The following is a 25379-nucleotide window of genomic DNA, read 5'->3' on the forward strand; positions in this document are numbered from 1 at the left end:
CCGGTCGCCGCGGGTCCTTCGGTCTCGGGGCCGGTCGCGGCGGGTCCTTCGGCTTCGGGGGCGGTCATGCCGAGCCCTTCGGTCCCGGGGATGGCCACGGTGGGCCCTTCGGCTTCGGCGACGGGCGAGGCGGCCCCTTCGGCTTCGGCGGCGGTTGCGGCGGGTCCTCCGGGTTCGGCGGCGGTCATGGCGGGCCCTTGGGTTTCGGGTGCGGTCGCGGCAGGTCCTTCGGCTTCGGGGACGGTCGCGGCGGGCCCTTCGGCTTCCGCGGCGGTCGCGGCGGGCCCTTCGGCCTCGGGGCGGTCATACGGGGGCCTCGGTCAGGTCGGCGGGGCCCACGGTGGTGGGTGTGGCGTGTCCGGACAGGGCGAGGGTGAGGTCGAGTTCGGCGAGCAGACAGCGGATCACATGCTCGACGCCGGCCTGACCGTCGAGGCCGAGGCCGTAGGCGTACGGCCGTCCGACGAGCACCGCTCGCGCGCCGAGCGCGAGAGCCTTGAAGACGTCGTCGCCGGTGCGGACGCCGCTGTCGAACAGGACGGTGAGCCGGTCGCCGACCGCCTCGGCGACCAGCGGCAGCGCGTCGGCCGCGCCGATCGCCCCGGCGACCTGCCGGCCACCGTGGTTGGAGACGACCACGCCGTCCATCCCGGCGTCGGCGGCCAGCCGGGCGTCGTCCGGGTGCTGGATGCCCTTCAGCACGATGGGGCCGTCCCAGTTCTCGCGCAGGAACGCCAGGTCCGGCCAGGTCTTCGCGGGGTCCGCGAACATGCCCACGAAATGCAGCACCGCCGCGTTCGGGTCCTCGTGCACCGGCTTGGCCAGAGCCGCCTGGAACGCCGGGTCGGAGAAGTAGTTGGCGGTGCCGACACCGTGCAGGAACGGCAGATACGCCTGGTCCAGGTCGCGGGGCCGCCACGCCAGCAGGGGCGTGTCCAGGGTGACGACGAGCACCGTGAACCCGGACGCCTTGGCCCGCCGCAGGAAACTCCGGGCGACCTCCGGGTCCTTGGGCCAGTACAGCTGGAACCAGCGCTCGGCGTCCCCCATCGCCTCCGCGACCTGCTCCATCGGCGTGCTGGAGGCGGAGGACAGGATGAACGGCACGCCCTGCGCGGCGGCGGCCCGGGCCGCGGCCGACTCGGCGTCCGGGTGCATGATCGACAGCACGCCGACCGGTGCCAGGGCCAGCGGGGCGGGCAGGGACCGGCCTAGGACCTCGACGGCGAGGTCCCGCTCATGCACGTCCCGAAGCATGCGCGGCACGATCCGCCGGCGCTCCAGCGCGGCGCGGTTGGCGCGGGCCGTGCTGCCGTCGCCCGCGCTGCCCGCCACGTACCCGACCGGCCCCGGCCCGAGCCGCTGCTCGGTGAGCTCCTCCAGGCGGGTCAGGTCGGTCGGGAGCCGCGGTACGGCCCCCGACAGCCCGTTGAGATAGATCTCGTACTGGAAGTCCGCCCAGTGCTTGGCCATCCGTGGGTTCCGCCTCTCGTCGCTGAGAACGCGTTGCGCTCCGACGATACTGACGGGTAAGGGCCGGTCAGCACACCGGGGTCACCCGCCGTCGGCCACGGTGACGGGCGCCGGTTCGGCGGCCTTCGCGCCCGGCCCGGTGATGGCCGGCACCGGGACGTCGACGGTCCGCGCCAGCCGCGCGCCCTGCGGCCCGTACACGGCCCGCGGTTCGGGGAACACCCGCAGCAGCGTCAGGAACAGCACCGCGGAGACCACCAGCGACAGCGGCAGACTGATGTCGACGCCGTTGGCGAGGTCGCCCAGCGGGCCCACGAACTGGCCGGGGATGTTGGTGAAGAGCACGCCGAGCAGCGCGGAGACCCACCAGGCGGTCATGCCGCGCCAGTTCCAGCCGTGCGCGAACCAGTAACGGCCGCCACACTGACGGCGGTTGAAGACCTGCAGGGCCTCCGGGTCGTACCAGCCGCGCCGGGTCCAGAAGCCCAGGATCATCACGACCATCCACGGCGTGGTGCAGGTGATGATCATCGTGGCGAACGTCGAGATCGACTGGACGAGGTTCAGGCCGAACCGCCCGATGAAGATGAACGCGATCGACGCGACGCCGACCAGCAGCGTCGCCTGCACCCGGGACAGCCGCGGGAACACCGAGGAGAAGTCGAGGCCGGTGCCGTACAGCGCGGTCGTGCCCGTCGACATGCCGCCGATCAGCGCCAGCAGGCACACCGGCAGGAAGAACCAGCCCGGCGAGATGGCGAGCAGCCCGCCCACGAAGTCGGGGGCGGCCGGGTCGACGTACTCCGGGGCCTTGGTCGCGATGATGCTCGCGGTTCCCAGACCGAACAGGAACGGCAGCAGCGTGGCGATCTGCGACAGGAACGCCGCGCCGACGACGCGGCGGCGCGGGGTGCTCGCCGGGATGTAGCGCGACCAGTCGCCGAGGAACGCGCCGAACGACACCGGGTTCGACAGCACGATCAGGGCGGCGCCGATGAAGGACGGCCAGAACAGCGACTGCGTCGCCGCGTCCGCCGAGCCCGTGAAGACACCCGCGTACGACGGGTCGAAGTCGCCGGCGAAGGCGATCGCGCCGACCACGAACAGCACGCTCGCCGAGGTCACCGCGACCTTGTTGACGAACAGCATGAACCGGAAGCCGTACACGCACACCGCGAGGACCAGACAGGCGAACAGCGCGTAGGCCACGACGTAGCTGAGATCGCCGCGCGGCAGTCCGAACAGCCGGTGGTGCCGTTGACCGGCCCGAACACCGCCATCGGACACAGGATCAGCGCACCGGCGACGACGCCCAGCACGGTGGCCGCGAGGCCCTGCCAGAAGGAGAGGCCGAACAGGATCGGGAAGGCGCCCAGCACACAGGTGGAGAAGGTGTTGGCGCCGCCGAAGGCGAGCCGGAACAGGTCCAGCGGGGTGGCGGTGCGGTCCGCGTCGGGGATGCGGTCGACACCGTGGGTCTCGACCTCGGTCAGGGACGGCGCGGACGAGAGGTCGGGCTGCGGGGACTGCGAGGGCAAGGGGGCTCCAGCGAGGGGGACCGGCGGTGGAGCGCGTCGTGGCGCGGGGGAGGGGCTTGTCGGGGGCGGCCGGTCGCCGCGGGGGTGTGCGGCGGGAGAGGAGGCCGTCCTCTCGGGGGTCTGCCGACGGTAAGGCCGGGGGCAAGGGCCGCACCAGAGGACGGTTCATCCATCGTTCGTGTCAGGGGTGTGCGAAACCTCCATCACTCGGCTTCGGTGCCTCCCTCGCTCGTGTCCGTCGGGGCGTCCTCCGGTTCGGCGTCCGGGCCCTGGGCGCGGACCCGCTGGACGTGTTCGAGGGAGTCGCGCAGGTCGGCGAGCCAGTCGTCAGTGTGCTTCTGGACCAGGCGGACGCACCAGGCGAGCGCGTCGCTGCGGCTGCGGGCCACGCCGCCCGCGATGAGCGTGTCCAGGACCTGGCGCTCGGGCTGTCGCAGCCGGGTCATCACGGGCGCGGCCACATGCGTGAACAGGGCGCGCTCCCCGGCGCACTCAACGCCCCAGGACACCTTGCGGCGGAACCGGTGCTCGGCCTCGCGGGCCACCTCGATCCGGGTCTCGCGGGTGCGCTCCCGGAACTCCTGCATCCGGCTGCGCACGGCCGCCTCCCGCTCGGTGGCCGAGGCGCCCTCGGTGAGCCGGGGTGCGGGGATGCGGCCGATGACGGTGATCTCCTCGCGGTCGACGGTCAGTTCGGGCAGTTCCTCGAAGAGGTCGTCGGGCAGGCGGCCGGCGAACCAGCCGCGCAGTTTCTCTCGCTGCTCGGTCGTAATCATGTAATGACGATTACTCCGCCGACACATGAACGCAAGGGAACGGGACGGAGTGCGCCGAGAGCTCAACCGGAATGTTTCAGGCCGATTGCTGAGTGGGTGTGAACCGGCCATTCGGTCGGTGATGACGATCAAGAACCGCGTGGTTACTGGGCTCCGGTGTTCGAGTTCCGTGACTTCGCGCCACTGATTCAACACGAAAGGTTACTGAAACGCGTGGGGTCGATGTGTGTTCCGGCCGCGGACTCGGCAGACTCGCGCTCGCCGCCCCGGCACCGATCGTGCCGGGCGCGGCACCACCCTCGTATCAGCGGAAGGATGCACACCATGCGGAACACCGCGCGCTGGGCAGCGACCCTCGCCCTCACCGCCGGCGCCGTCTGCGGCCCCCTCACCGGAGCCGCGCTGGCCGCCCCGGACTCGCTCTACGCCCCCTCCGCCCTGGTCCTCACCCTGGGCCACGGCGACAGCGCCGCCACCGCCACACCGGCCCGCGCGGTCACCCTGACCTGCGCCCCGACCGCCTCCGGCAGCCATCCCGCGGCGGCCCTGGCCTGCGCCGAACTGCGCGGCGTGGGCGGCGACCTCGACGCGTTCCAGGCCCGTGACGGCGTGCAGTGCACCAAGCAGTACGACCCCGTGGTCGTCACCGTCGACGGTGTCTGGCAGGGCAAGCGCGTCTCTTACGAGCGCACCTTCGCCAACGAGTGTGTGAAGGGCTCCCTCGGGTCGAGCCTCTTCACCTTCTAGAGCCGGGGTCGCGGGGTTCCCGTGCAACCGGACGGCCGCCCGTGGCTGGGGAGCGCGGGCGCCGTCATGAGGACCCCCGTGATCTCGCACCGAGGGCCGGCCGGGCGGAGTGGGGCCACCCGGCCGGCCCTCGCAGTCAAGCCCGCCGCCCGGCGACGCCGGGCAGCGGCGGAAACCGGCCGAGCGGCCCCGAGGGCCGCAACAGCCGTCGTATACGCGGAGTTTCCGAGACCACCCTCACTCGGCCGCCCCGCTTCCGAGCCCGGGACTCGGGTTTTCGGCTGATGGAAGCCCTTGCGGGGGGCCCTGTTCAAGTGGTCCCCGGCGTCGTACAGTCGCGGTGCGGTCCCGGTCCCCGGCCGCATCCGCTTCGACGCAGGGGTGGGGCGTGGGCACGCCGGTACGGACGAGCGCGGAGGAGCCTCCGCTGCTCACCGAGTTCGGGCTCGTGGAGTCCGCCTTGGAGATGGAGTTCACGGCGTATTTCCCGCGAGAAGGCGGTACGGCTGCCTCGGACGCCGCCGCTGCCGCGGTCATCGGCGTGATCGAGGCGCCGACGGCCTTCGTCGTCGCCCTCCTGGACGCCGCGCACCGCGTGAGCGGCTGCCTCCTCGCCCGTACGACGGCCGAGACCTGCCGGCTCGTCCTGACGGCGGACCGCACCGGCATCACCGTCGCGGGCACCGACGACACGACGATCACCCTGGACCGCGCCGACGAGGACGGGACCCGGGACCTGCCCGTGTCGGCAGTCGTCGACGGACTGCACGTCCACCACGGTCCCGAGGGCCACGTCTGGGTGGTCTGGCACGGCGCCTGGCGCACCGGCCCCGACGACAGCGCGGCCCCGGACAGGGTGCCTTAGGGCCTGCCCTGGTCGCCCTGGGACTCCTCCTGGGCGCGGGTGTTGGGGGTGATGGCCTCGCGTCGCCGGCGGCGCTGTTCCTCGGGCTCTGTCAGTTCGTCGCGGCCGCGATGCGCAGCGGCACGAGTTCCTGGCCGCCGTTCTCCTCACCGCGGCGGCTGACCCCGGCCCACCACGACGGGCCGTCCTCGATGTGACGCAGCAGGACGCCCTCGCGGATCGCCCACGGGCAGATGCTGACGGCCTTGATGCCGGTCAGCTTCAGGGCCGTGTGGCCGACCAGCGCGCCGGCCAGGCTCTGGGTGGCCCGGGGCGCGGAGATACCGGGGAGCAGGGCGCGCTCGGCGGCGGGCAGGGTGGCGAGCCGGGTGATCGCCGCCCGCAGGTCCGAGCGGCGCAACTCCCGTTCCGCGAACGGTCCGTGCCGGCCGGGCCGCGCCCCGCACAACCGGCCCAGCTGCTGGAACGTGCGGGAGGTGGCCACCGCCGTGTGCGGCCTCTCCCAGCGGATCCGGGCCGCGACGTCCCGCAGTTGGTGCCGGACCCGGCGCCGCAGCGCCCGCAGCTGCTCCGGCGACGGCGGGTCCTCGCCGCGGAAGAACTCGTGGGTCAGCCGGCCCGCGCCCAGCGGCAGCGAGGCCACGAAGTCCGGCAACCTGCCGCGTCCGAAGGCCACTTCGAGGGAGCCGCCTCCGATGTCCAGCAGGGCCAGCGGCCCCGACCGCCAGCCCATCCAGCGCCGTGCCCCGAGGAAGGTCAGCTCCGCCTCCAGCTCGCCGGGCAGCGTGCACAGCTCGACCCCGGTGCGGGTCCGTACGGCCCGCAGCACGTCACGGCAGTTGGGCGCGCCGCGCACCACCGCCGTGGCGAAGGCCAGCGGAGGGGCCGAGCCCCACTCGGTCGCCGTCCGGTCCGCCTCGGCCACGGCGGCGACGAGTCTGTCGACCGCCTCCTCGGGCACGGGGCCACCCGGCTCCACCTGTTCGGACAGGCGCAGCCGCCATTTCGCGGTGTGCACGGGCAGCGGCACCCCGCCCTCGGCGTCCGCCACCACCAGCCGGACCGTCTTCGACCCCACATCCACCACGCTGATTCGCATGGACCCGTGAGTACCCGCTTCGGGGCCTTCCCTCACCGCGCCGGCGTGTGATGCGCGCTAACCAGACAGGCACGGCGGCGAAGAGGGGCCGCCGTCTCCCTGATGACGGCGGCCCCTCTGCTCGGGGGAACTCGGGGGAACTACATGTGGACCACGGGTCCGGCGTCCGGGTCCTGCTCCGGAACTCCGCGGCGGTAGAGCAGGAACGCGATCAGCGTGCCGACCGCGAACAGGCCCGCCGACCACCAGAAGGCGGTGGTGTAGCTCTCGATGGTGGCCTGGGCCTGGACCAGCTTGTTGCTCGGGTCCTTGCCCGCCAGGTAGTCGGTCGCGGCGCTCGCGGCCAGGGTGTTCAGCAGCGCCGTACCGATCGAACCGCCCACCTGCTGCATGGCGTTGACGGTGGCGGAGGCGACACCGGCGTCCTCGGCGGCGACCCCGCCGGTGGCCAGCTGCATCGCGGGCGGCATGACCAGACCGAGTCCGAGGCCGACCACGATCAGCTGCGGCAGCACCGCGCTGGAGTACGAGGACCCGACCCCGATGCCGGTCAGCCAGGCCATGCCGACCGCGGCGATGGCGAAGCCCATCGGGATGACGGCCTTCGGGCCGATCCGCGGCACCAGCTTGGTCGTGCCGACCTGGGCGGTGACCATCAGCGCGGCGACCATCGGCAGGAACGCGAGACCGGTCTTCGTCGGGCTGAAGCCGAGGTTGAGCTGGAGGTAGTAGGTGAGGAAGAGGAACACGCCGAACATGCCGCCGCCGGAGATCAGCACGGCGAGGAAGGAGGCGGCGCGGTTGCGGTCGAGCAGGATGCGCAGCGGCAGCAGCGGGTGCGCGGCCTTGGTCTGCCACCAGGAGAAGGCGGTCAGCAGGACACCGCCGGCGATCAGGAAGCCCCAGGTCGCGGGCGAACCCCAGTCGTGCGTCTCGGCGTTGGAGAAGCCGTAGACCAGGGAGAACAGACCGGCGGCGACCAGGACCGTGCCCGGGACGTCCAGCTTGGCGTTCCCGGCGTCACGGTGGTTGTGCAGCAGGAGCCAGCCGCCGGCGAAGGCGACGACGGCGATGACGACGTTGACGTAGAGCGTCCAGCGCCAGTCGAAGGCGTCGGTCAGGATGCCGCCGAGCAGCAGACCCACCGCACCGCCGGCGCCGGCGATGGCGCCGTAGACGCTGAAGGCCTTGGCGCGCTCCCTGGCGTCGGTGAACGTGGTGTTCAGCAGCGACAGCGCGGCGGGTGCGAGGAGGGCGCCGAAGGCACCCTGGAGGGCACGGGCGGTGACCAGCATCTCGAAGTTGGTCGCGGCACCGCCCAGCGCGGAGACCGCGGCGAAGCCGACGACGCCGATCAGGAACGCCGTCTTGCGGCCGAAGAGGTCGGCGATACGGCCGCCGAGCAGCAGGAGGGAGGCGAAGGCCAGCGCGTAGGCGGTGACGATCCACTGCCGGTTGCCGTCGGAGAACCCGAGGTCGGCCTGCGCCGAGGGCAGGGCGATGTTCACGATGGTGGCGTCGAGAACCACCATCAGCTGGGCGAGGGCGATGACGGCGAGGATCCACCACCGCTTGTTCGAGGAGGCGTCGGACGGCGCCTCGACCGCGCCCGCCTGGGCGTTCTTGGTCAGGGTCTTCTGGGACATGGCAGAACCACTCCAGGGAAGTCGTTCGGATTTTACGAAGTCGTAAACGAAACTGTTTCGTACACGTCGAGGCTAGAGGACTTCCAGCGAAACGGCAACGTTTCGCTGGGGAGGGAGGTCGAGTGTGACCGGCGGCACGTTCGAGGTCGAGGGCGCGGAGTTGTACTACGAGGTGCGCGGGAGCGGTCCGCCGCTGCTGATGATCAGCGGGGCGGGCGGGGACGCGGGCTACTACACGCAGGTCGCGACGGACCTCGCCGACGCGTACACGGTCATCACCTACGACCGGCGCGGCAACTCCCGCAGCACGGGCCGCACCGGGGCGCCGATGGACCTCGCCGAACAGGCGGCCGACGCCCGCGCGCTCATCGCCGGGACGGCCGGCGGCCGGGCCCTGGTGTTCGGCAACAGCGGGGGCGCGATCATCGGGCTGACGCTCGCGGCGCTCCATCCCGAGTGCCTGGCCGGGCTGATCGCCCATGAACCGCCCGCCGTGAACGTCCTGCCCGCCGACGATCCGGAGCGCGGCTTCTTCGCCGACGTGGCCGACCGCTACGCACGGGGCGGCGCCCCGGCCGCGGGCCGCCGGTTCGCCGAGACGGTCCGTGGCGAGGGGACGTATCGCTGGCCGGACGATCTGTGGCGGCGCTTCCTGGGCAACCAGGACCATCTCTTCGGCGCCGAGTGGCCCGGCTTCGCCGGCTTCCGGCCCGACGAGGGCGCACTGAAGTCGGCGCCCTTCCCGATCGTCCTGGCCGCCGGCGCGGAGGACCGCGACACCTACTACGCCCGCCCCTCCGTCGAGATCGCCCGCAGGATCGGGGCGCCCTGGGTGGAGTTCCCCGGCATCCACATGGAGTTCCTGCGGGATCCGGCCCGGTTCGCGGCGGCGCTCGGGCCGGTGCTCGCGCGGATGGCGGAATGAAGGTCCGGAGCTTGCATGCCTTGACCGGCATATAACCATGGAGGCATATTGGACTCATGTCCGACGCCGCGCTCTGGGCCGCCCTCGCCGACCCCCACCGCCGGGCCATCGTCGCGCTGCTCCTGGAGCGGCCGCGGCCCGTCGGGGAGATCGTGGAAGCGTGCGGCCTGAGTCAGCCGAGCACCTCGAAGCATCTGAAGGTGCTCAGAGAGGCCGGTCTGGTCCGGGTCCGGCAGGACGCGCAGCGCCGCGTCTACGCTCTCGACCCGGCTCCGATCGCCGCGCTCGACGCCTGGCTCGCCCCGTACCGCCGGCTGTGGAACGACAGCCTGGACACCCTGGGCCGACGCCTGGACGACGCTGAGGAACCGCCCCCTTCGAAGGACTGATCCCGATGTCCGCAGACCTCACCGGCACCTACCTGACCCTGGACGACGGCCGCCCCGCCGTCCGCTTCAGCCGCACCTACGCCCATCCGATCGACCGCGTCTGGCGGTTCGTGACCGACGCCGACGAACTCGCCCACTGGTTCCCGTCCCGCGCCGAGATCGACCTGCGCCCGGGCGGCGAGATCAAGTTCAGCGGCGACCCCAACATGCCGGAATCCACCGGCCGCGTCCTCGCCGTCGAGGCGCCCCGGCACCTCTCCTTCGCGTGGGGCGACGACGAACTGCGCTTCGACCTGGAGGAGCTGGGCGACAAGAGCACCCGCTTCACGCTCACCAACGTGCTCAGCGAGGCGAACACCGCCGCCCGCAACGGCGCCGGCTGGGAGGTCTGCCTCGCCGCCCTGGAACGCCACGCCGACGGCTCGCCCGGGAGCCAGGCGCCCTGGAAGGAGTTCTACGAGGGCTACGTCGCCGCCGGTGTCCCGTCCGGAGCGCCCGTCCCCGGCATCGACTGACGCCTACGCCATCTGCCGTCGCACCAGCTCGTGCAGCCGCCCGTTCGTGTCGGCGAGGAGTTGCGCGGGCGGGCCCTGCTGGGCGACCTTGCCGTCCTCCATCACGATCACGCGGTCGGCGTCCAGCACCGTGGACAGGCGGTGCGCGATGACGATGCGGGTGGCGTTGAGGGCCTTGGTGGACTCGATGACCGTGCGCTGCGTCTCGTTGTCGAGGGCGCTGGTCGCCTCGTCGAAGAACAGGATGCGCGGCCGGCGGATCAACGCCTGGGCGATCATGAGCCGTTGACGCTGGCCGCCGGAGACGGCACCGCTGCCGGAGACGATGGTGTGCAGGCCCATCGGCATCCGCTGGATGTCCTCCGCGAGCCCCGCCATCTGCGCCGCCGCCATCACCTCCTCCGGGGTGTACGGCTCGGTGCCGCAGATGACGTCCATGATCGAGCCGGTGAACGGCTGGGCGTGCTGGAGCACCACCCCGCACTGCCGGCGCACCGCCGACTGGTCGAGGGCCGCCAGGTCCTGCCCGTCGTAGAGCACACTGCCGGAGACCGGCGGGTCGAAGCCGATCAGCAGCCTGAGCAGCGTCGACTTGCCGCAGCCGCTCGGGCCGACGATCGCCACGAACTCGCCGGGCCGCACCTCGAAGGACACGTCGTCGAGGATCAGCGGGCCGTCGTCCGAGTACCGGAAGGACAGCCGGCGCGCCTCGATCGCGCCGGTCAGCGGGCCCGGCCGGGTGCTCGCCGTGCGCACCTCCGGGGTGGCCTCCAGGACCGGCTTGATCTCCTCGAACAGCGGCAGCGCGCCCACCGCCGACACGAACGCGCCGGTCAGCTGGGTCACGGACGTCAGCACCATCGTCACCGAGGTGTTGAAGCTGAGGAACGCCGCCGCCGACATCGACCCGCGCGCCGGGCCCGCCAGCAGCATGAACATCAGCAGAGTGCAGATGGGCAGATACACCGCGCCCATCACCGTGGTGAGGTTCTTGATCCGCCCCACCTTCTGCTGGAGCTCACGGCTGCGCGCGAACTGGGCGGCCCAGGCCGCGTAGGCGTAGTTCTCGGCCGCCGCGACCCGCAGCTTGGGCAGTCCGCGCAGGGTCTGGAAGGCCTGGTTGTTGAGCTTGTTGCCGAGCACCACCAGCCGCCGCTGCCAGCGCACCTGCCACAGTCCGAGCCCGAGGAACACCCCGGCGATCACGACCAGCATGCCGATCGCCGCGAACGCCATCGGCACGCTGTACCAGAACAGCAGGCCCAGGTTCATCGCGCCGACGGTCACCGACTGGGCGACCACCGGACCGACTCCCGCCAGCAGCCGGCGGATCGCGCTGATGCCCATCGCCGCGCTCGCCAGCTCACCCGTCGAACGCTCGGTGAAGAACTTCGTCGGCAGTCTCAACAGCCGGTCCCACACCGCCGGTTGGAGGGTCGCCTCGATCCGGCCCTCCAGGCGCAGGATCGTCAGGTTCTGCAGCAGCATGAAGGTGGCGGCGACCAGGCTGCCGACCATCACCGCCAGACAGACCTGGACGATCAAGTGCGTCTGCGCCTTCGGCACGAACTCACCCAGCACCTTGCCGGTGGCGATGGGCACGATCGCGCCGATCGCCACCGTGACGAGGCCGCTGAGCAGGAGGTTCGTCAGATCGCTGCCCATGTTCTGCATGCTGAACCGCAGCAGCCGCAGCGGGCTGAGGGCGCGGTCGGGCAGCGGGCGGTAGAACATCACCGCGCGTGGCTCGAACTCCTCCGCGTTGGCCTTCTCGACCGGCGTCTCCCGCCCCGTCGCCGGATGCACCGCCACATAGCCGCCGCGCCGCCACAGCAGCGCGACCGGCGCCCCGGACAACGCCCGATGACCCACCAGCGGGCCGACGTTGTCCCGCCACCAGGTTCCGTCCAGCCGGACCGCCCGGGTGCGCACCCGCGAGGCGAGCGCGATCTGCTCCACCGGGTCGAGCCGGTCGCTGCCGGTGCCGGACTGCGCCGGGTCGGCCAGGGTGATCCCGGCCGCCTGCGCCACCAGCTTGCACGCCGCGTACGAGGCGTCGGCATCGGCGGCCGTGGCACGCTTGCCCGAGGCCTTGCCGATCGACGCCAGCAGCGTCCGGTCGGCCTGCGCGCGAACCGCCTCACCGGCCCTGATGCCCTCGGCGGTGCGGGTCTCGTGGGTGCGCTCCAACTGCTCGATCCAGCGGTCCAGCGTGGTCAGCAGCCGGTACTGCTGGTCGACCATGGACTGCCACACCGCGGGGTCCATCAACAGATCGGCGGCGGCCTCCGCGCCGTACAGCGAGCCGTACTGCACACTGCCCGGCGGGACCTGCATCCAGAGGACGTCGTCGTCGGTGATCTCCGCGGCGCGTTCGCTCGCCATCGGCGCCTGGAAGAGGATGGACAGGCTGCGGCCGACGCCGAGGGCGAGGGCGTACTCCAGCGGGCTCGTCGTCGGCGGCACGTACTGCGGGTTGCCGTACTCGTCGTAGGACCAGGTCTGGGTGTTCGCGGGCTGGTACAGCTCGCGCAGCCCGATGCGATGCACCACGCAGTCCCGCAACGGGCGGGCCACCAGGGTGTGTTGGGGCCCCGGCGTCGGGCCGAGCAGCAGCGAGCTCGCCTCCAGGCGGCCCAAGTGGTGCCAGTGGCCCTGCTGTTCGGCGTCCACCGCGAACAGGTCCACCGCGCCGGACGCCACCAGCCACAGCACCTGCGGCCCTTCGAGGTCCAGGCGGTTGTGTCCGGCGAGGTCGTACGGCGTGCCCATCGAGCCGAGGGCCTGGAGGACGAGGTCCCCTTCGGGTGCGGTCGTCATCTCAGTGCTCCCTGACCAGAGCCGCGTACGCGCCACCGCGCGCCACCAGCTCCTCGTGCCGTCCGCGTTCCACGATCGTGCCGTGCTGGAGTACGACGATCTCGTCGCTGTCGCGCACGGTGCTCAGCCGGTGTGCGATCACCACACACGCGCAGCCGCGCTTGCGGAGGTTGTCCATCACGGTCAGCTCGGTCTCGGCGTCCAGCGCGCTCGTCACCTCGTCGAGGACGAGGATGCTGGGCCGCCGCACCAACGCCCGTGCGATCTCCAGGCGTTGCCGCTGACCGCCGGAGAAGTTCCGGCCGTCCTGCTCGACCCGGCTGTTGATGCCGCCCGGGCGGCGCATCACCACGTCGTACAGGGCGGCGTCGCGCAGCGCGTCCACCACCGCGTCGTCCGGGATCGACGGGTCCCACAGCGCCACGTTGTCGCGGACCGAGCCCTCGAACAGGAAGACGTCCTGGTCGACGAAGGAGACGGAGGAGGCGAGGGCGCCGCGCGGGATGTCCTCCAGGCGCTGGCCGTCGATGCGGATGACGCCCTCCCACGGCGCGTACAGGCCGGATATCAGCCGGGAGACCGTCGACTTGCCGCTGCCCGAACCGCCGACCAGCGCCACCTGCTGACCCGGGCCGACCGTCAGGTCGAAGCCGGTCAACAGGGGCTTGTCGAGTGGGTTGTAGCCGAAGGAGATGTTCTGGAGCTCCACGTGCCCCTGCAGGCGGCGCGTCGACTCGGCGCCGCCGGGGCGGCCGTAGAGCGGGTCGGCCTGGAAGTTCTCCACGTCCTTCAGACGGGCCACGTCGGCCGCGAAGTCCTGGATGCGGCCCGCGACGCCGTTGAGTCGGGTGATCGGGGCGGTGAACCGGGTGACCAGCGACTGGAAGGCGACCAGCAGGCCGACCGAGATGCCGCCCTCGACCGCGCGCATGCCGCCGATCCACAGGATCACCGCGCTGTTCAGCGAGGCCAGCGTCGGCGCGACCACGCCCAGCCAGGCGGACGGCACCCCGAGCCGCTGCTGCTCCTCCAGCGTGGTGGCGTGCTGCCCGGCCCACTTGCGGAAGTAGCCGTCCTCGCCGCCGGTCGCCTTCATCGTCTCGATCAACTGAAGGCCCGTGTAGGCGGTGTTGGTCAACCGGGCGCTGTCCGCCCGGAGTTTGGCGGTGCGGGTGGCGCGCAGCCGGATGACCACGCGCATGGCGACGATGTTCAGCAGCGCGACGCCGATGCCGACGAACGTCAACTGCGGGTCGTAGGTGTAGAGGAGGACGGCGTAGAGGACGACGACCACCGCGTCCACACCCGCCGCCGCGAGGTCGCGGGCCAGCGTCTCGGCCACCGCGTCGTTGGACTGGAGGCGCTGCACCAGGTCGGCCGGGCTGCGCTGGGAGAAGAACGTCACCGGCAGCCGCAGCAGATGGCGCAGGAAGCGGGCGCTGGAGAGGGTGGAGGAGATGATCCGGCCGCGCAGCAGGTTCGCCTGTTGCAGCCAGGTCAGCACCAGGGTGAGCGCCACACACGTCCCCATCGACGCGAACAGCACGCCGAGCAGCGAGGTCTGGCCCCCGATGAGGAACATGTCGATGTAGACGCGGCTCAGCGCGGGCACCGCCGCTCCGACCAGCACCAGCAGCAGGCTAGCCAGCACCGCGGCCGGCATGGTGCCCGCGGTGCCGCGCAGCCGGGCCGGCATCGCGCCCAGCACCCCGGGCTTACGGCCGCCCTTGGTGAAGCCGTCGCCCGGCTCCATGATCAGGACGACGCCGGTGAAGCTGGAGTCGAAGTCCTCCATCGGCACGAACCGGCGGCCCTTGCCGGGGTCGTTGATGTAGACCCCGCGGCGGCCGAAGCGGCGGCCCATGCCGTCGTAGACGACGTAGTGGTTGAACTCCCAGAACAGCACCGCCGGTGCCTTCACCTCGGCGAGGGCGGCCGTGTCCATCTGCATGCCCTTGGCCGTCAGGCCGTAACTGCGGGCCGCCTTCAGCAGGTTGCTGGCGCGCGAACCGTCGCGGGAGACCCCGCACGCGATGCGCAGCTCCTCCAGCGGGACGTGCTTGCCGAAGTGGCCCAGCACCATCGCCAGGGAGGCGGCACCGCACTCCACGGCCTCCATCTGGAGCACGGTGGGCGTGCGGACCGACTTGCCCTTGCCCTTCGGGACCGGACGCTTGGGCGGGGCGGACCGGCGGCGGCTGCGGGTCTCCTGTGCGGTGCTCACGGCAGCAGCCAATCGACGGGACGCTGGTCGGCGAGACGGATCGAACCCCGGGCCACGGTCATGGAGGTGAGGGCGAACGGCGGCCCGTCCGCGGACGACCACTTGTAGCCGCTCTTCGTGCCGGACGACTTGTCCAGCTTCACCGTCACGGCCACCGGCCTGCCGTCCTTCGTGAACTGCTCGCCGAGCTGGCTGTCGCCGAGGAACGCGGAGATCTGCTGCGCCGACTGCGCCGACCGGTCCACCGACTTCACATGGCCGCGCAGCACGCCGTACTCCTGCGTCGGCACCGACGACACCGTCAGGTCCACAGCCGCGTTCGCGGGGATCGAGGCGGCGTTCTCGGCGGGGACGTACACGGTGGCGTACAACGGATCAGTGGTGTGCGCGACCTTCTCGACCGCGGCCACGTTGGCGCCGGTCTGGATGATCTGGCCGATGGTGGCGGCGAGCGCGGTGACGCGGCCCGCGGCGACCGAGCGGACGACGGTGTCGCCGTCGGCGGTCCGCACCTTCAGCACGGGCGAGTTGGCGGGCAGCCGCTCGCCCTCCTTCGCCACGACGGCCGTGACCTGGCCCGCGACCGGGCTCTGCAGGATGTAACTGCCCTGCCCGTGGGTGAGGATGGCGGGCGCGCCCACGGTGGAGGCCACCGAACCGGTCACCGCCCACACCGACGCGGCGGCCATCACGACCACCGTCACGGACAGCGCGAGCCAGCCCTGCGGGCGGGCGAACCGCACCGGCAGGTCGAGCTCCTCCGGGGACTGGAGCTTGGCGAGGGCCTGTTGGCGGAACTGCACGGAACTTTCCCTCACCTGAAAACGAGGAAGGACCGGCTGACGGCAGCCGGTTGAGTCAGGACATCCGTGAGTCCCGGAGCCGGGGAGCGGCTCCGGGACTCACGTCACGAGGTGCGATCAGAGACCGGCGACCAGGTTCGTGACCGGGGCCACGGAGAGGCCGGTGGTGCCCTCGACCGTGCCGACGACCGTGTCGACCAGGCCGGAGACCGGGGCGATGCCGTCCACCAGGCCGGTGACGGTGCCCAGGGCGTTCAGCTGCAGGCCGCCGGAGACGTTGTCGAGCTCGGCGTCGGAGATCTCGACGGTCTCAACCTGGGGGGTGGAGTTCATGGTGGAACTTCCCTTCATATGGATATTCACAAGGGGGAGCGGACCCCTGGCTGGGGCGACCGCGTGCCGCAGGCGCCGTGTCCCCGTTTCCGGAAGGCGTTGGCGGCTGCCGCGGTGCGATGGATAAAAGCACGCCCCGGGCACGGGCTTCCAATCAACCAACCGCCTCACCAGGGCACTTGTGTCACACAGGCACCGAACCGTGCAGGCGTGCGCACGTCTCGACGCCGACTTCTTCACACCCGGCACTTCCTCGGTTCACACAAGGACTTGCGGCCCGGGAGGCGAATCCGACACTCCCGCCCCAATGACGTACGCGGCGGAGCACGCTTGTGCAGATCCGCCGCGCACGGTGACTTGGTTGGGTATTGGATGTGCAGATTCGCTGAAGCCGGGATTCCGCGGGAACTTCGGAACCGACCGTTGCCGACCGGTCGCGGACCGTGTCAGTCCGGTGTTGTCAGCCGAGAAGCGCGTAGACCGTGCTCGCACGGGCCGCGAGTTCCCCCGAGTCCGCGTCGGTCATCGTGATGTCGGCGAACGCCATGCGCCGGCCCAGCTTGGTGATCACCGCCTGGATCAGGACATCCGCACCGGACACCGCGCGCTGGAACGACGTCGACTGCTGCACGGTCGTCATCGGCCCGTAGCCGCCCCGTGCCGCCGCCACGGCGATCACGGTGGCGGTGTCCGCGGCGGCCATCAGTGCCTGCCCCGACAGCGCGCCGCCCTCCCGGGACAGCCGGTCCGACCAGGGAAGGCGCAGGGTCGCCCGGTCCTCGCCCAGGGACTCGACCGACAGGCCCAGGTCGAGCACCCAAGGGGCGAAGTTGGCGGAGAGGATCTTGTCGGCTTCGGCGGTGGTCATCGTCATATGGGGGATTGTTCCCGCTCCCGCGCCGTCGGACGCGGATCCCGGCCGGTCCCGTGGCTGATTCGGTACTGCAAAGAGACTGCCAACAAACGGAATTGAACGCCCCACGTGCCTCCTGCGTACCCACTGCCATCCAGGCGCCCCGAACAGCCGCCGACGAACGGTGGCACTGACCCCGTCCTTCAGGAGGTCGAGAAGTTTGAGTCACAAGCGAATCCCCAAGCGCAAGGCCGCGATCGCGGCAGGCGGCGTGGTGGCGCTCGGAGCGGCGGCGATCCTCCTGCCCAACGCCAACGCCTCCCAGGACGGCTCCTCGTCCAACGGAGCCGCGGCGGCCCCGAAGACGCTGAAGGCGTCGGACGCATCGGATCTCGCCTCGCAGCTCCAGGACCTGCTCGGCGAGGCCTTCGCCGGTTCGTACTACGACACGGACCAGAAGCAGCTCGTCGTCAACGTCGTCTCGGGCGACAACAACAACGTGATCGTCCAGGCCGAGAAGGCCGGCGCGAAGATACGCGAGGTCGACAACAGCCTCGCCGAACTCGCCGCGGGCGCGCAGACGCTGAAGGCCAAGGCGACCATCCCGGGCACCTCGTGGGCCGTCGACCCGAGGACGAACAAGATCCTGGTCACCGCCGACAGCACGGTCACCGGTGCCAAGTGGGACCAGCTGGAGTCGACGGTCGACACCCTCGGCTCGGGCATGGCGACCATCAAGAAGTCGGCCGGTACCTTCAAGACCTTCGTCTCCGGCGGCGACGCCATCTTCGGCGGCGGCGCCCGCTGCTCGGCCGGCTTCAACGTCACCGCGGGCGACGGCAGCCCGGCCTTCCTGACGGCCGGTCACTGCGGGGTCGCGGCGGCCGAGTGGGCCGACGCGCAGGACGGCCAGCCGATCGCCACCGTCGACCAGGCCACGTTCCCCGGCGACGGTGACTTCGCGCTCGTGAAGTACGACGACCCGGCCACCGTCGCGCCGAGCGAGGTCAACGTCGGCGACGGCAAGACCGTGCAGATCTCCCAGGCCGCCGACGCCGAGGTGGGCCTCCAGGTCTTCCGCATGGGCAGCACCACCGGGCTCAACGACGGCCAGGTCCTCGGACTCGACGCCACGGTGAACTACCCGGAGGGCACGGTCACCGGCCTCATCCAGACCGACGTCTGCGCCGAGCCCGGCGACAGCGGCGGCTCGCTGTTCACCCAGGACGGGCTGGCCATCGGCCTGACCTCCGGCGGCAGCGGCGACTGCACGGTCGGCGGCGAGACCTTCTTCCAGCCGGTCACCACCGCCCTGGAGGCGGTCGGCGCGACCCTCGGCGCGGGCGACGCGGCGGGCGGCGGCGAGCAGGCGGGCGCGGGTGACGGGGCCGGTGCGGGTGCCGGCGACGAGGCGGGCGCGGGCGAGGAAGCCGGTGCCGGTCAAGAGGCCGGCGGCGGCGAAGAAGCCGGTGCCGGTCAGGAAGTCGGCGGCGGCGAAGAAGCCGGTGCCGGTCAGGAAGTCGGCGGCGAAGAGACCGGCCAGGAGGTCGGCGGCCAGGACACCGGTGCGGGTGCCGAACAGGGCGACTCCGGCCTGACCGAGACCCACTGACCCCGCTTCACCAGCGCTCCACGGACACGCGGTCCGACCCTCCGGCGGGAGGGCCGGACCGCGTTCGTGTCACCGCGCCCGCAGCAGCAGCAACGCCACGTCGTCGCTCCGCTCCTGCGCGGCCCCGCCCTGCCCCACCAGTTCGTCCGCCAACGCGTCCAGCGGCAGATCCCCGGCCTCCGCCAGCCGCCGGCCCAGATCGGCGAGAGCGTCCTCGATGTCGACGCCCGGGGACTCGATGAGGCCGTCGGTGTAGAGGACCAGCACGCTGCCCGGAGCCAGCTCGACCTCGGTCGTCGGATACGTCGCCGAGCCGTCGATGCCCAGCAGCGGACCGCCGGCCAGGTCGAGGACGCGCACCTTGCCGTCCGGGCGGCGCAGCAGCGGCGGGGGATGTCCCGCCCGTGCCATCACGGCCCGCCCGTGGGCCGGGTCGAGCCGTAGGTACAGACAGCTCGCGAAGAGGTCCGAACCCAGGTCGATCAGCAGCCGGTTGGTGCTGCTCATCACGTCCTGCGGGGCCTGTCCGACGGTGGTGTACGCCCGTACCGCGGTCCGGATCTGCCCCATCAGCCCGGCCGCCGTGACGTTGTGCCCCTGCACGTCCCCGATGACGGCCGAGGCCGCCCCGTGCGAGGGCACCAGGTCGTAGAAGTCGCCGCCGATGTCCATGCCCTGCGTGGCCGGCAGATAGCGGGCGGCCGCGTGGATGCCGGGCAGCGCCGGGAGCGTGTGGGGGAGCAGGGCCTCCTGGAGGCCGTGGGCGAGCCGGTGCTTGGCGTCGTACAGCATCGCCCGTTCCAGGGCCTGCGCGATCAGCCCGCCGAGGCTCGTCAGGACCGCCCGTTCGTCCGCCGGGAAGGGGTGCGGCTCGGCGTAGGCCAGTACACAGGTGCCCACCGGCCGGCCGGAGGCGATCAGCGGCAGATACGCCCAGGCGGCGAACCCGTCCGGGGTCGTGTTCCGGGCCGGATACAGGCGCTCCAGCTCCTGCCGCGAGTCGAAGAACGCCGGCACCCCGCTGTTGAGGACCTGCGTGCCCGGCGTCGACTCGGTCAGCGGCAGCCCGTCGAACCGCTCCACGACATGCGGGTCGGAATAGCCGCGGTGGCCCAGCACATGCAGCCGCCCCGCCCGGGACGCGAGCACGGCCAGGGCCTGCCCGCCGACCGCCGGGACGATCTCGTCCGTGACCAGCTGCACCACGTCCTCCACGCCCGCCGCCTCGGTGAGCGCCCCGGCCAGGCTCAGCACCTGCGAGATGGTCACCAGCCGAGAAGGGGCGCCGCCCCCCTGCGGAGCGCTCCGGCTCATCTCCGCCACCGCCCGCGCCCGGCCGATGCGCACGCTCAGTCCGGTCGTGCTCGGATACAGCCGGAACGACAGCCAGTCGCCGGGCGGCCGCAGCGCCACGAAGGACGTCGTCTGCTGACTGATCAGCGCGGCCCGGTATCGGTCCTCGTACACCGGGTCGTTGAGCCAGGGCACCGACGCCCAGGGCTGGGTGCCGAGCAGACTGCTGACGGGGACGCCGATCAGCTCGGCCGCCGCCGCGTTGGCGAACACGATCCGGCCGTGCAGATCGAGCGAGCACAGTCCGTACGGCAGCCGCGACACCATCCGGGCCGCCTCCACCGTGCCGAGCGTGCCCGCCGGGCCGCCCACCGGCGTCCCCGCCAGCAGATCGGGTTCCGGGAACACCGGGCGGCTCTCCTCGGCGGCCCGCTCCAGGCGTACCGCGAGCCGCCCGCAGGCCGCGCTCAGATGGTCCCGCTCCCGGTCGGACAGCTCCGGCGGATGCGAGCCGGGCCAGGTCACGAAGATCGCGCCGTGCACCTTGGCGTCCGTCGCCACCGGCAGCGCGGCCAGCGCGAAGGGGTAGGGGAGAACCACCGCGATCCGCGGATAGCGGCGGGCCATCTCCTCCTCGCCGCCCACCCACACCAGCCGCCGCTCCCGCACCGCCTCGGCGACCGGGATCGGCGCGCTGAGCCCGACCCGCTCCCACGGCGCCGCGAAGGCCCGCGGCAGCCCGGCCATCACCGCCATCTCCAGGACCGGCTCGCCGGACGCCAGCAGGTACACCGCGCCGGAGTGGGCGTGCACCTCGTCCATCATCGAGGCCAGTGCCAGGGACAGCAGCGGCCGGCCGACCCGTGTCCGGGCGGTCGCCGGCGCCTGCGCGGCCCTCGGCACGTCGGACACGCCGACCACCTCCTCGCGCGCCCCGAAGGGCCCGGAGCCCGGCGTGCGACGGGCTCCGGGATCAAATCTGCCCCCTGGCGGCAGGACGCGCACGGCGAGCGGACCGGCCCCGGTGGCAGCCGCGCCCTACCCCGTCCACCCTCGCCCATGCCCCCGCAGTCGAAGCGCGGGGCGGCGTACGAGAGCCGCCAGTGCGCCCCCGCGCACCCTGATGGCCGGTTCTTCGCGCCCGGGAAAGGTGCCGGACGCGAACAATGGGGCAGACGTTTCTCACCCATGGAACCGGCGAACGGCAACGCGAGGGGACGGGCAGTGATCCGGGTTCTTCTGGTGCACGACGAGTGTCTGGTCAGATCGGTCCTGGCGGAGTGGCTGCGCCGGGAACCGGACCTGGGGGTCTACGACACCCCGTGGCGCAACGCGCCTGGGCGGTTGCGATCCCTGCTGCCGGACGTCTGCGCGGCCGACCTGGAGTGCGCGGACAGCTACGCGCTCCCGCCGCTCGGCGACCTCGGCGCCCGGCCGGCCGGCACGCCCTCGCCGCGCCTCCTCGTCCTCGCCAGCGCGAACCGGCCCGGCCTGCTGAAACGGGCCGTGGAGGCCGGGGCCCTCGGTTACGTGGACAAGGAGGGGTCGCCGGAGCGCCTGGTCCGCGGGATCCGCCGGGTCGCGGAAGGAAAACGTTTCGTCGACGACTCGCTGGGCTTCGGCTTCCTCAAGGCCGCCGAGATGCCGCTGACCCGCCGCGAGCTGAGCGTGTTATCCCTGGCCGCCGAGGGCGCCTCCGTCGCGGAGATCGCCGGCAGCCTGCACCTGTCCCACGGGACCGTGCGCAACTACATGGCGGCCATCACCCGCAAGACCGGGGCCCGCAACCGCATCGACGCGATCAGGATCTCCCAGGGCGAGGGCTGGCTGTGACGGCACCGGCGACCAGCCGCCGACGAGGTCGCGGTAGAGCGCCGAGCGCTCCAGCAGTTCGTCGTGGGTGCCGTACGCCGTCGTCCGTCCGTCCATGACCAGGACCCGGTCGGCCCGCCGGGCCGAGCTGATGCGGTGCGCGACGACCACCAGCGTGCCGCCGGGCCGTGCGGCGAAGGCCCGCTCCGCGCGTTCCTCGGCGGACGGGTCCAGATGGCAGGTCGCCTCGTCGAGCAGGACGAGCGGGGCGTACGACAGCCAGGCCCGGGTGAGGGCGATCAGCTGGCGTTCCCCCGCGGAGAGCGCCGCCGGGTCGACCGTGGCGGCGGGGCCGCCGAGCGCGTCGAGCAGCGGGAGCAGCCCCACCGCCTCGGCGGCGGCGAGGAGTTCCGTCTCGGGCACGGGGTCGGGCCGCAGCAGCCCCAGGTTCTCGGCGAGGGTGCCGGAGTGGACGTACGCCTCCTGCGGGACCAGCACCCGGCGGGCCGCGGCCTCGGACCCCGGCACCGGATACCCGCAGACCCGGATGACGCCGTGCCCGGGCTCCAGCACCCCGGCGACCAGCGCGGTGAGCGTGGACTTGCCGATGCCGCTCGGGCCGACGACGGCGAGATGGGTGCCGGGCCGCAGTTCCAGGTCGAGGCCGTCGACGACGGGGGCCGCGGCGGGGCCGTAGGCGAAGGTGACGGACTTGAGGGTGAGGGCGGGGGTGCCGGGCGGGGTGTCGGCGGGGCGTTGCAGCTGCCCGGTGGGGGTGGCGGAGGCCGGGCCGTCCTCGCGCAGCAGCCGTCGCAGGACCACCACCAGCCGTGAGCCGCTGGTGCCCAGGCCGTGGACCAGGTTGCGCAGGGCGGGCAGCAGGGACTGGGTGACGTAGGTCAGCGCGCCGACCAGGGCGCCCGGGGTGACGCCCTGTCCGAGCAGCCAGGGGGCGGCCACCAGCAGGAGCACGATCGGGAGCTCGCCGCCGATCGTCAGCGCGGCCACCCGCAGCACGCCCCAGCGGGCCAGCGAGGCCGCGGCCCGTCGCTCGGTCTCGATGTGGCGCCCGGTGTCGGCGGCCACCCGTTCCTCCGCCCCGGCCGCGGTGATGTCCCGCAGCCCCGGGCAGACCGCGCCGTACCGCTCCGCGAGCGCCTCGTCGGCCACGAGGAACGCCTCCTGGCGGCGGGCCAGCGGACGGAGCGTCGCCAGGAAGAGGGCCAGCCCGGCGACCAGGGGGAGGCCGACGACCAGGAGGAGGGGCGGGGCGAGCGAGCACAGGCCGATCAGCGCGCCGGCCGCGGTGAACACGAACGACCGGGACACCATCACCAGCCCGGCGAAGGTGTCCCGGGCGATCTCGGTCTGCTGGGTGAGCCCGGACAGCGCCGCCGGGTCCCCCTCCCGGACCCCGCGCGCGACGACCCGCGTCACCAGCCCGTCCCTGAGCGGTTCCACCAGCTCGGCCACCGCCGTGTGGACCCGGGCCGTGCCGAACGCCCCGACGAGCACCCCGAGCCCGGCCACCCCGAGCCAGGCCAGCCCGGTGCCCGTCCGCCCCGCCAGGAACCCGTCGTCCAGGGCGCGGGCGGGGGCGTAGCCGGTGAGGAACGTCTGCCCGGTCTCCAGCAGCGACCAGACGGCAAGCCAGACGACGACCCGCCACCGGTCCCGGAGAAAGCGCAGCCCGCGCCGGGTGATCATGACGGCCACCGCGCCGGCCAGGCGCTCACGTCGGGTCCTCCCCGTCCGCGAACACCGCCCGGTAGCCCGGCAGTTGCCACAGCTTCTCGTGCCGTCCCACCGCGCGGACCCGGCCGCCGTCCAGCCAGGCCACCGCGTCCGCGCGGGCCGCCGTCGCCGCGCGGTGGGCGATCAGCAGCCGGGTGTCGTGCGTGCCGGAGCCGACCAGGGACGCGGTGATCTGCGCCTCCGTCACGGTGTCGAGGCTGGAGAGGGCGTCGTCGAGGACGAGGAGGCGGCTGTCGTGGGCGAACGCCCGTGCCAGGCCCAGGCGTTGGGCCTCGCCGCCGGAGCGCGGGGCGTCGGCGCAGAGCGTGGCGTACCCGGCGGGCAGCCGGTTCACGAAGTCGTCGGCGTGCGCGGTGCGGGCGGCCGCACGCACGCGCGCGGGGGAGGCGGGCGCGGGGCCGAGGCCGATCTCCTCCTCCAGCGTGCCGCCCAGCAGCGCGGGCCGGTCGAAGGCGTGCCGGACCGCCCCGCGCAGCTCGTCGTGGGTGAGCTCGCGCAGCGGGACGCCGTCGAGCAGCACCTCCCCGGCGTCCGGATCGGCGAGCCGTCCGGCGAGCGCGGCGAGCAGGGACTTTCCGGCGCCGGACCGGCCGACCACGGCGAGGGTCGTCCCGCCGGGCACCACGAGGTCGACGCCGTCCAGGACCACCCGGTCGCCGCGCCGGGCGGTCACCCCGCGCAGTTCCAGCCGACCGGGACCGGGCGGCAGCGTCCGGTCGCCGTGCGGCGGGGCGGGTTCGGCCAGCACCTCGGTGAGCCGGCCGGTGGCCGCGCGGGCCCGGGCGAGGCCGGCGAGCTGCCCGACGAGCATGCCGACGCCCCCGGCGAGCACCGCGTACCGCGAGGCGGCGAGCATCTCGCCGACGGTGACCCGGTGCCGGGCGAGCAGCAGACCGGCGACGGCGACGACACCGAGCTGGAGCAGCGGGGCCACCGCGACGGACTGGCCGGCGGCCCGCCCCTGCACCCGCCACATGCGATGTCCGGCCCGGGACAGCGCGGGCAGCGGCCGGAGGACACGGGCGCTCTCCCGCTGTGCCGCACCGGCCGCCCGGATGGTGCGGTGCCCGTCGACGGCTTCCGCGAGCGCCGCCGCGATCCGGCCCTGCTCGTGCTGGTAGAGGGCGACACACTCACGGGTGTCGCGGGCGAAGGCGCGCAGCAGCAGCGCCAGCACGGGTGCCCCGGCCAGCAGGACGGCCGCGAGCCACGGGTCGATCAGGGCGAGGGCGACCAGTGCGCCGACCGGGCCCGCGAGGGCGGCCGGCAGGGCGGCCCGGGCGGTCGGCGCGGTGCCGGCCTGGGCGGCGTTGCCGACGAGGCGGGCGACGAGGTCGCCGGACCCGAAGCGTTGGGCGGCGCGCGGGCCGACGGCCAGGACATGGCCGGTCAGCCGGCCGCGCAGCCAGGAGGTGGTGCGGGCGTCGAGGGTGCCGCCGAGCACGGTCTCGGCCGCGTCGAGCAGGGCGAGCAGCAGCACGAGGGCGGCGCAGTACGCCACCCAGCGGGTCGCCGGTGCCCCGGCCAGCAGCAGGTCGAGGGCGCGGCCCAGCGCGGCGGGCAGCAGCAGCCCGGCGCCGACGGCGGCCGTACTCACCAGACACAGGGCCACACACCGTCCGGGCGCCGGCCCGAGGGGCCCGAACACCGTCGTACGCGCTGCCGGTGGCGTGGTCATGCGAACCTTCCCTCCGACGTGCGGACCCCGGGCGGCCCCTCCCTCGCGGGAGCGGACCGCCCGGAGCCTCAGGCACACGCGGTCGTCAGAGACAGAGCGTGATGCTCGCGGCGCTGACGCAGGACAGCAGGCTGAGGCTGCTGTTGCCGCCGCCGCCCGTCGTCTCGTCGGCTTCCATGGTCTGCAGGTCGAGAAGTGCCATGTCGGTTTCCTCTCATCGGTG

Annotated in this window: 19 protein-coding genes and 2 pseudogenes; 7 read left to right on the forward strand and 14 right to left on the reverse strand. The window is 72.8% G+C overall.

From position 1 onward, the window contains the following. Positions 1–303: 303 nt before the first annotated feature. The 3 genes and pseudogenes from CRP56_RS37615 to CRP56_RS37625 all read right to left on the reverse strand — a co-directional run bounded on the left by CRP56_RS37615 (position 304) and on the right by CRP56_RS37625 (position 3787). Positions 304–1473 (reverse strand): lactate 2-monooxygenase, encoded by a 1170-nt coding sequence (locus CRP56_RS37615; RefSeq protein WP_097271795.1) that lies wholly within the window; start codon positions 1471–1473, stop codon positions 304–306. Positions 1474–1554: 81 nt separating this feature from the next. Next, positions 1555–3011, reverse strand: a pseudogene (locus tag CRP56_RS37620) (purine-cytosine permease family protein). A gap of 203 nt (positions 3012–3214) precedes the next feature. Continuing rightward, the gene (locus CRP56_RS37625) at positions 3215–3787 is read right to left on the reverse strand and encodes a hypothetical protein (RefSeq protein ID WP_097271798.1); all 573 of its coding nucleotides are present in this window, start codon (positions 3785–3787) and stop codon (positions 3215–3217) included. 324 nt (positions 3788–4111) lie between these two features. Between CRP56_RS37625 and CRP56_RS37630 the strand changes: the two genes are divergently transcribed. Together CRP56_RS37630 and CRP56_RS37640 are read left to right on the forward strand one after the other, a co-directional pair. Then, entirely contained in the window at positions 4112–4534 is a 423-nt protein-coding gene (locus tag CRP56_RS37630) for a protease inhibitor (RefSeq protein WP_097271800.1), read from the forward strand. Between the two features lie 388 nt (positions 4535–4922). After that, on the forward strand, positions 4923–5399 hold the full coding sequence (locus tag CRP56_RS37640; protein WP_097271802.1) for a hypothetical protein: 477 nt from the start codon (positions 4923–4925) through the stop codon (positions 5397–5399). A 91-nt stretch (positions 5400–5490) separates the two neighbouring features. Here CRP56_RS37640 and CRP56_RS37645 read toward each other — a convergent pair whose 3' ends face one another. Further along, positions 5491–6498: a Ppx/GppA phosphatase family protein gene (locus CRP56_RS37645; protein WP_097271804.1), complete on the reverse strand. Its 1008-nt coding sequence runs from the start codon at positions 6496–6498 to the stop codon at positions 5491–5493. A 140-nt stretch (positions 6499–6638) separates the two neighbouring features. Next, complete coding sequence (locus CRP56_RS37650) at positions 6639–8144, reverse strand: MFS transporter (protein ID WP_097271806.1); 1506 nt, start codon at positions 8142–8144, stop codon at positions 6639–6641. A 124-nt stretch (positions 8145–8268) separates the two neighbouring features. Here CRP56_RS37650 and CRP56_RS37655 point away from each other — a divergent pair, with 124 nt between their 5' ends. Genes CRP56_RS37655 through CRP56_RS37665 form a run of 3 tightly spaced genes read left to right on the forward strand, consistent with a single transcriptional unit; the run spans position 8269 to position 9973 of the window. After that, positions 8269–9069, forward strand: coding sequence for an alpha/beta fold hydrolase (locus CRP56_RS37655; RefSeq protein WP_097271808.1), 801 nt, complete (start codon positions 8269–8271; stop codon positions 9067–9069). Between the two features lie 56 nt (positions 9070–9125). Then, positions 9126–9458 carry an ArsR/SmtB family transcription factor gene (locus CRP56_RS37660; protein WP_097271810.1) on the forward strand — a complete coding sequence of 111 codons (333 nt, stop codon included), beginning with the start codon at positions 9126–9128 and terminating at the stop codon, positions 9456–9458. Positions 9459–9463: 5 nt separating this feature from the next. Beyond that, a complete protein-coding gene (locus tag CRP56_RS37665) occupies positions 9464–9973 on the forward strand; it encodes an SRPBCC family protein (RefSeq protein WP_097271812.1) in 510 nt (169 codons plus the stop codon). Positions 9974–9976: 3 nt separating this feature from the next. On the opposite strand, the gene CRP56_RS37670 is transcribed toward CRP56_RS37665, so the two are convergent. The 5 genes from CRP56_RS37670 to CRP56_RS37690 form a co-directional block, all read right to left on the reverse strand. Further along, positions 9977–12793, reverse strand: coding sequence for an NHLP bacteriocin export ABC transporter permease/ATPase subunit (locus CRP56_RS37670; protein ID WP_097271814.1), 2817 nt, complete (start codon positions 12791–12793; stop codon positions 9977–9979). Position 12794: 1 nt separating this feature from the next. Then, entirely contained in the window at positions 12795–15017 is a 2223-nt protein-coding gene (locus CRP56_RS37675; protein WP_097271816.1) for an NHLP family bacteriocin export ABC transporter peptidase/permease/ATPase subunit, read from the reverse strand. After that, positions 15014–15820, reverse strand: coding sequence for an HlyD family efflux transporter periplasmic adaptor subunit (locus tag CRP56_RS37680; protein WP_097271818.1), 807 nt, complete (start codon positions 15818–15820; stop codon positions 15014–15016). Before CRP56_RS37680 ends, CRP56_RS37675 begins: the two co-directional genes overlap by 4 nt. A gap of 117 nt (positions 15821–15937) precedes the next feature. After that, on the reverse strand, positions 15938–16153 hold the full coding sequence (locus tag CRP56_RS37685; protein WP_059194609.1) for a hypothetical protein: 216 nt from the start codon (positions 16151–16153) through the stop codon (positions 15938–15940). A gap of 460 nt (positions 16154–16613) precedes the next feature. Next, entirely contained in the window at positions 16614–17027 is a 414-nt protein-coding gene (locus CRP56_RS37690) for a PaaI family thioesterase (protein WP_097271820.1), read from the reverse strand. A gap of 199 nt (positions 17028–17226) precedes the next feature. Between CRP56_RS37690 and CRP56_RS37695 the strand changes: the two genes are divergently transcribed. Further along, positions 17227–18618 (forward strand): S1 family peptidase, encoded by a 1392-nt coding sequence (locus tag CRP56_RS37695; RefSeq protein WP_179851214.1) that lies wholly within the window; start codon positions 17227–17229, stop codon positions 18616–18618. Positions 18619–18687: 69 nt separating this feature from the next. Here CRP56_RS37695 and CRP56_RS37700 read toward each other — a convergent pair whose 3' ends face one another. Beyond that, entirely contained in the window at positions 18688–20832 is a 2145-nt protein-coding gene (locus CRP56_RS37700; RefSeq protein ID WP_097271822.1) for a SpoIIE family protein phosphatase, read from the reverse strand. Between the two features lie 267 nt (positions 20833–21099). On the opposite strand from CRP56_RS37700, the pseudogene CRP56_RS37705 reads away from it, so the two are divergent. Then, a pseudogene (locus tag CRP56_RS37705) lies at positions 21100–21660 on the forward strand (LuxR C-terminal-related transcriptional regulator); the annotation flags it as partial. Here the strand turns inward: CRP56_RS37705 and CRP56_RS49140 are convergent. The 3 genes from CRP56_RS49140 to CRP56_RS37720 all read right to left on the reverse strand — a co-directional run bounded on the left by CRP56_RS49140 (position 21583) and on the right by CRP56_RS37720 (position 25358). Beyond that, the gene (locus tag CRP56_RS49140) at positions 21583–23430 is read right to left on the reverse strand and encodes an ATP-binding cassette domain-containing protein (RefSeq protein WP_306459461.1); all 1848 of its coding nucleotides are present in this window, start codon (positions 23428–23430) and stop codon (positions 21583–21585) included. The pseudogene CRP56_RS37705 and the gene CRP56_RS49140 sit on opposite strands and share 78 nt — an antisense overlap. A gap of 25 nt (positions 23431–23455) precedes the next feature. After that, positions 23456–25156: an ATP-binding cassette domain-containing protein gene (locus CRP56_RS37715; RefSeq protein ID WP_097271826.1), complete on the reverse strand. Its 1701-nt coding sequence runs from the start codon at positions 25154–25156 to the stop codon at positions 23456–23458. An 85-nt stretch (positions 25157–25241) separates the two neighbouring features. After that, the gene (locus CRP56_RS37720; protein WP_059194604.1) at positions 25242–25358 is read right to left on the reverse strand and encodes a SapB/AmfS family lanthipeptide; all 117 of its coding nucleotides are present in this window, start codon (positions 25356–25358) and stop codon (positions 25242–25244) included. Positions 25359–25379 lie beyond the last annotated feature (21 nt).

It is taken from the genome of Streptomyces sp. TLI_55 (assembly GCF_900206255.1).
Lineage (GTDB): Bacteria > Actinomycetota > Actinomycetes > Streptomycetales > Streptomycetaceae > Streptomyces > Streptomyces aquilus.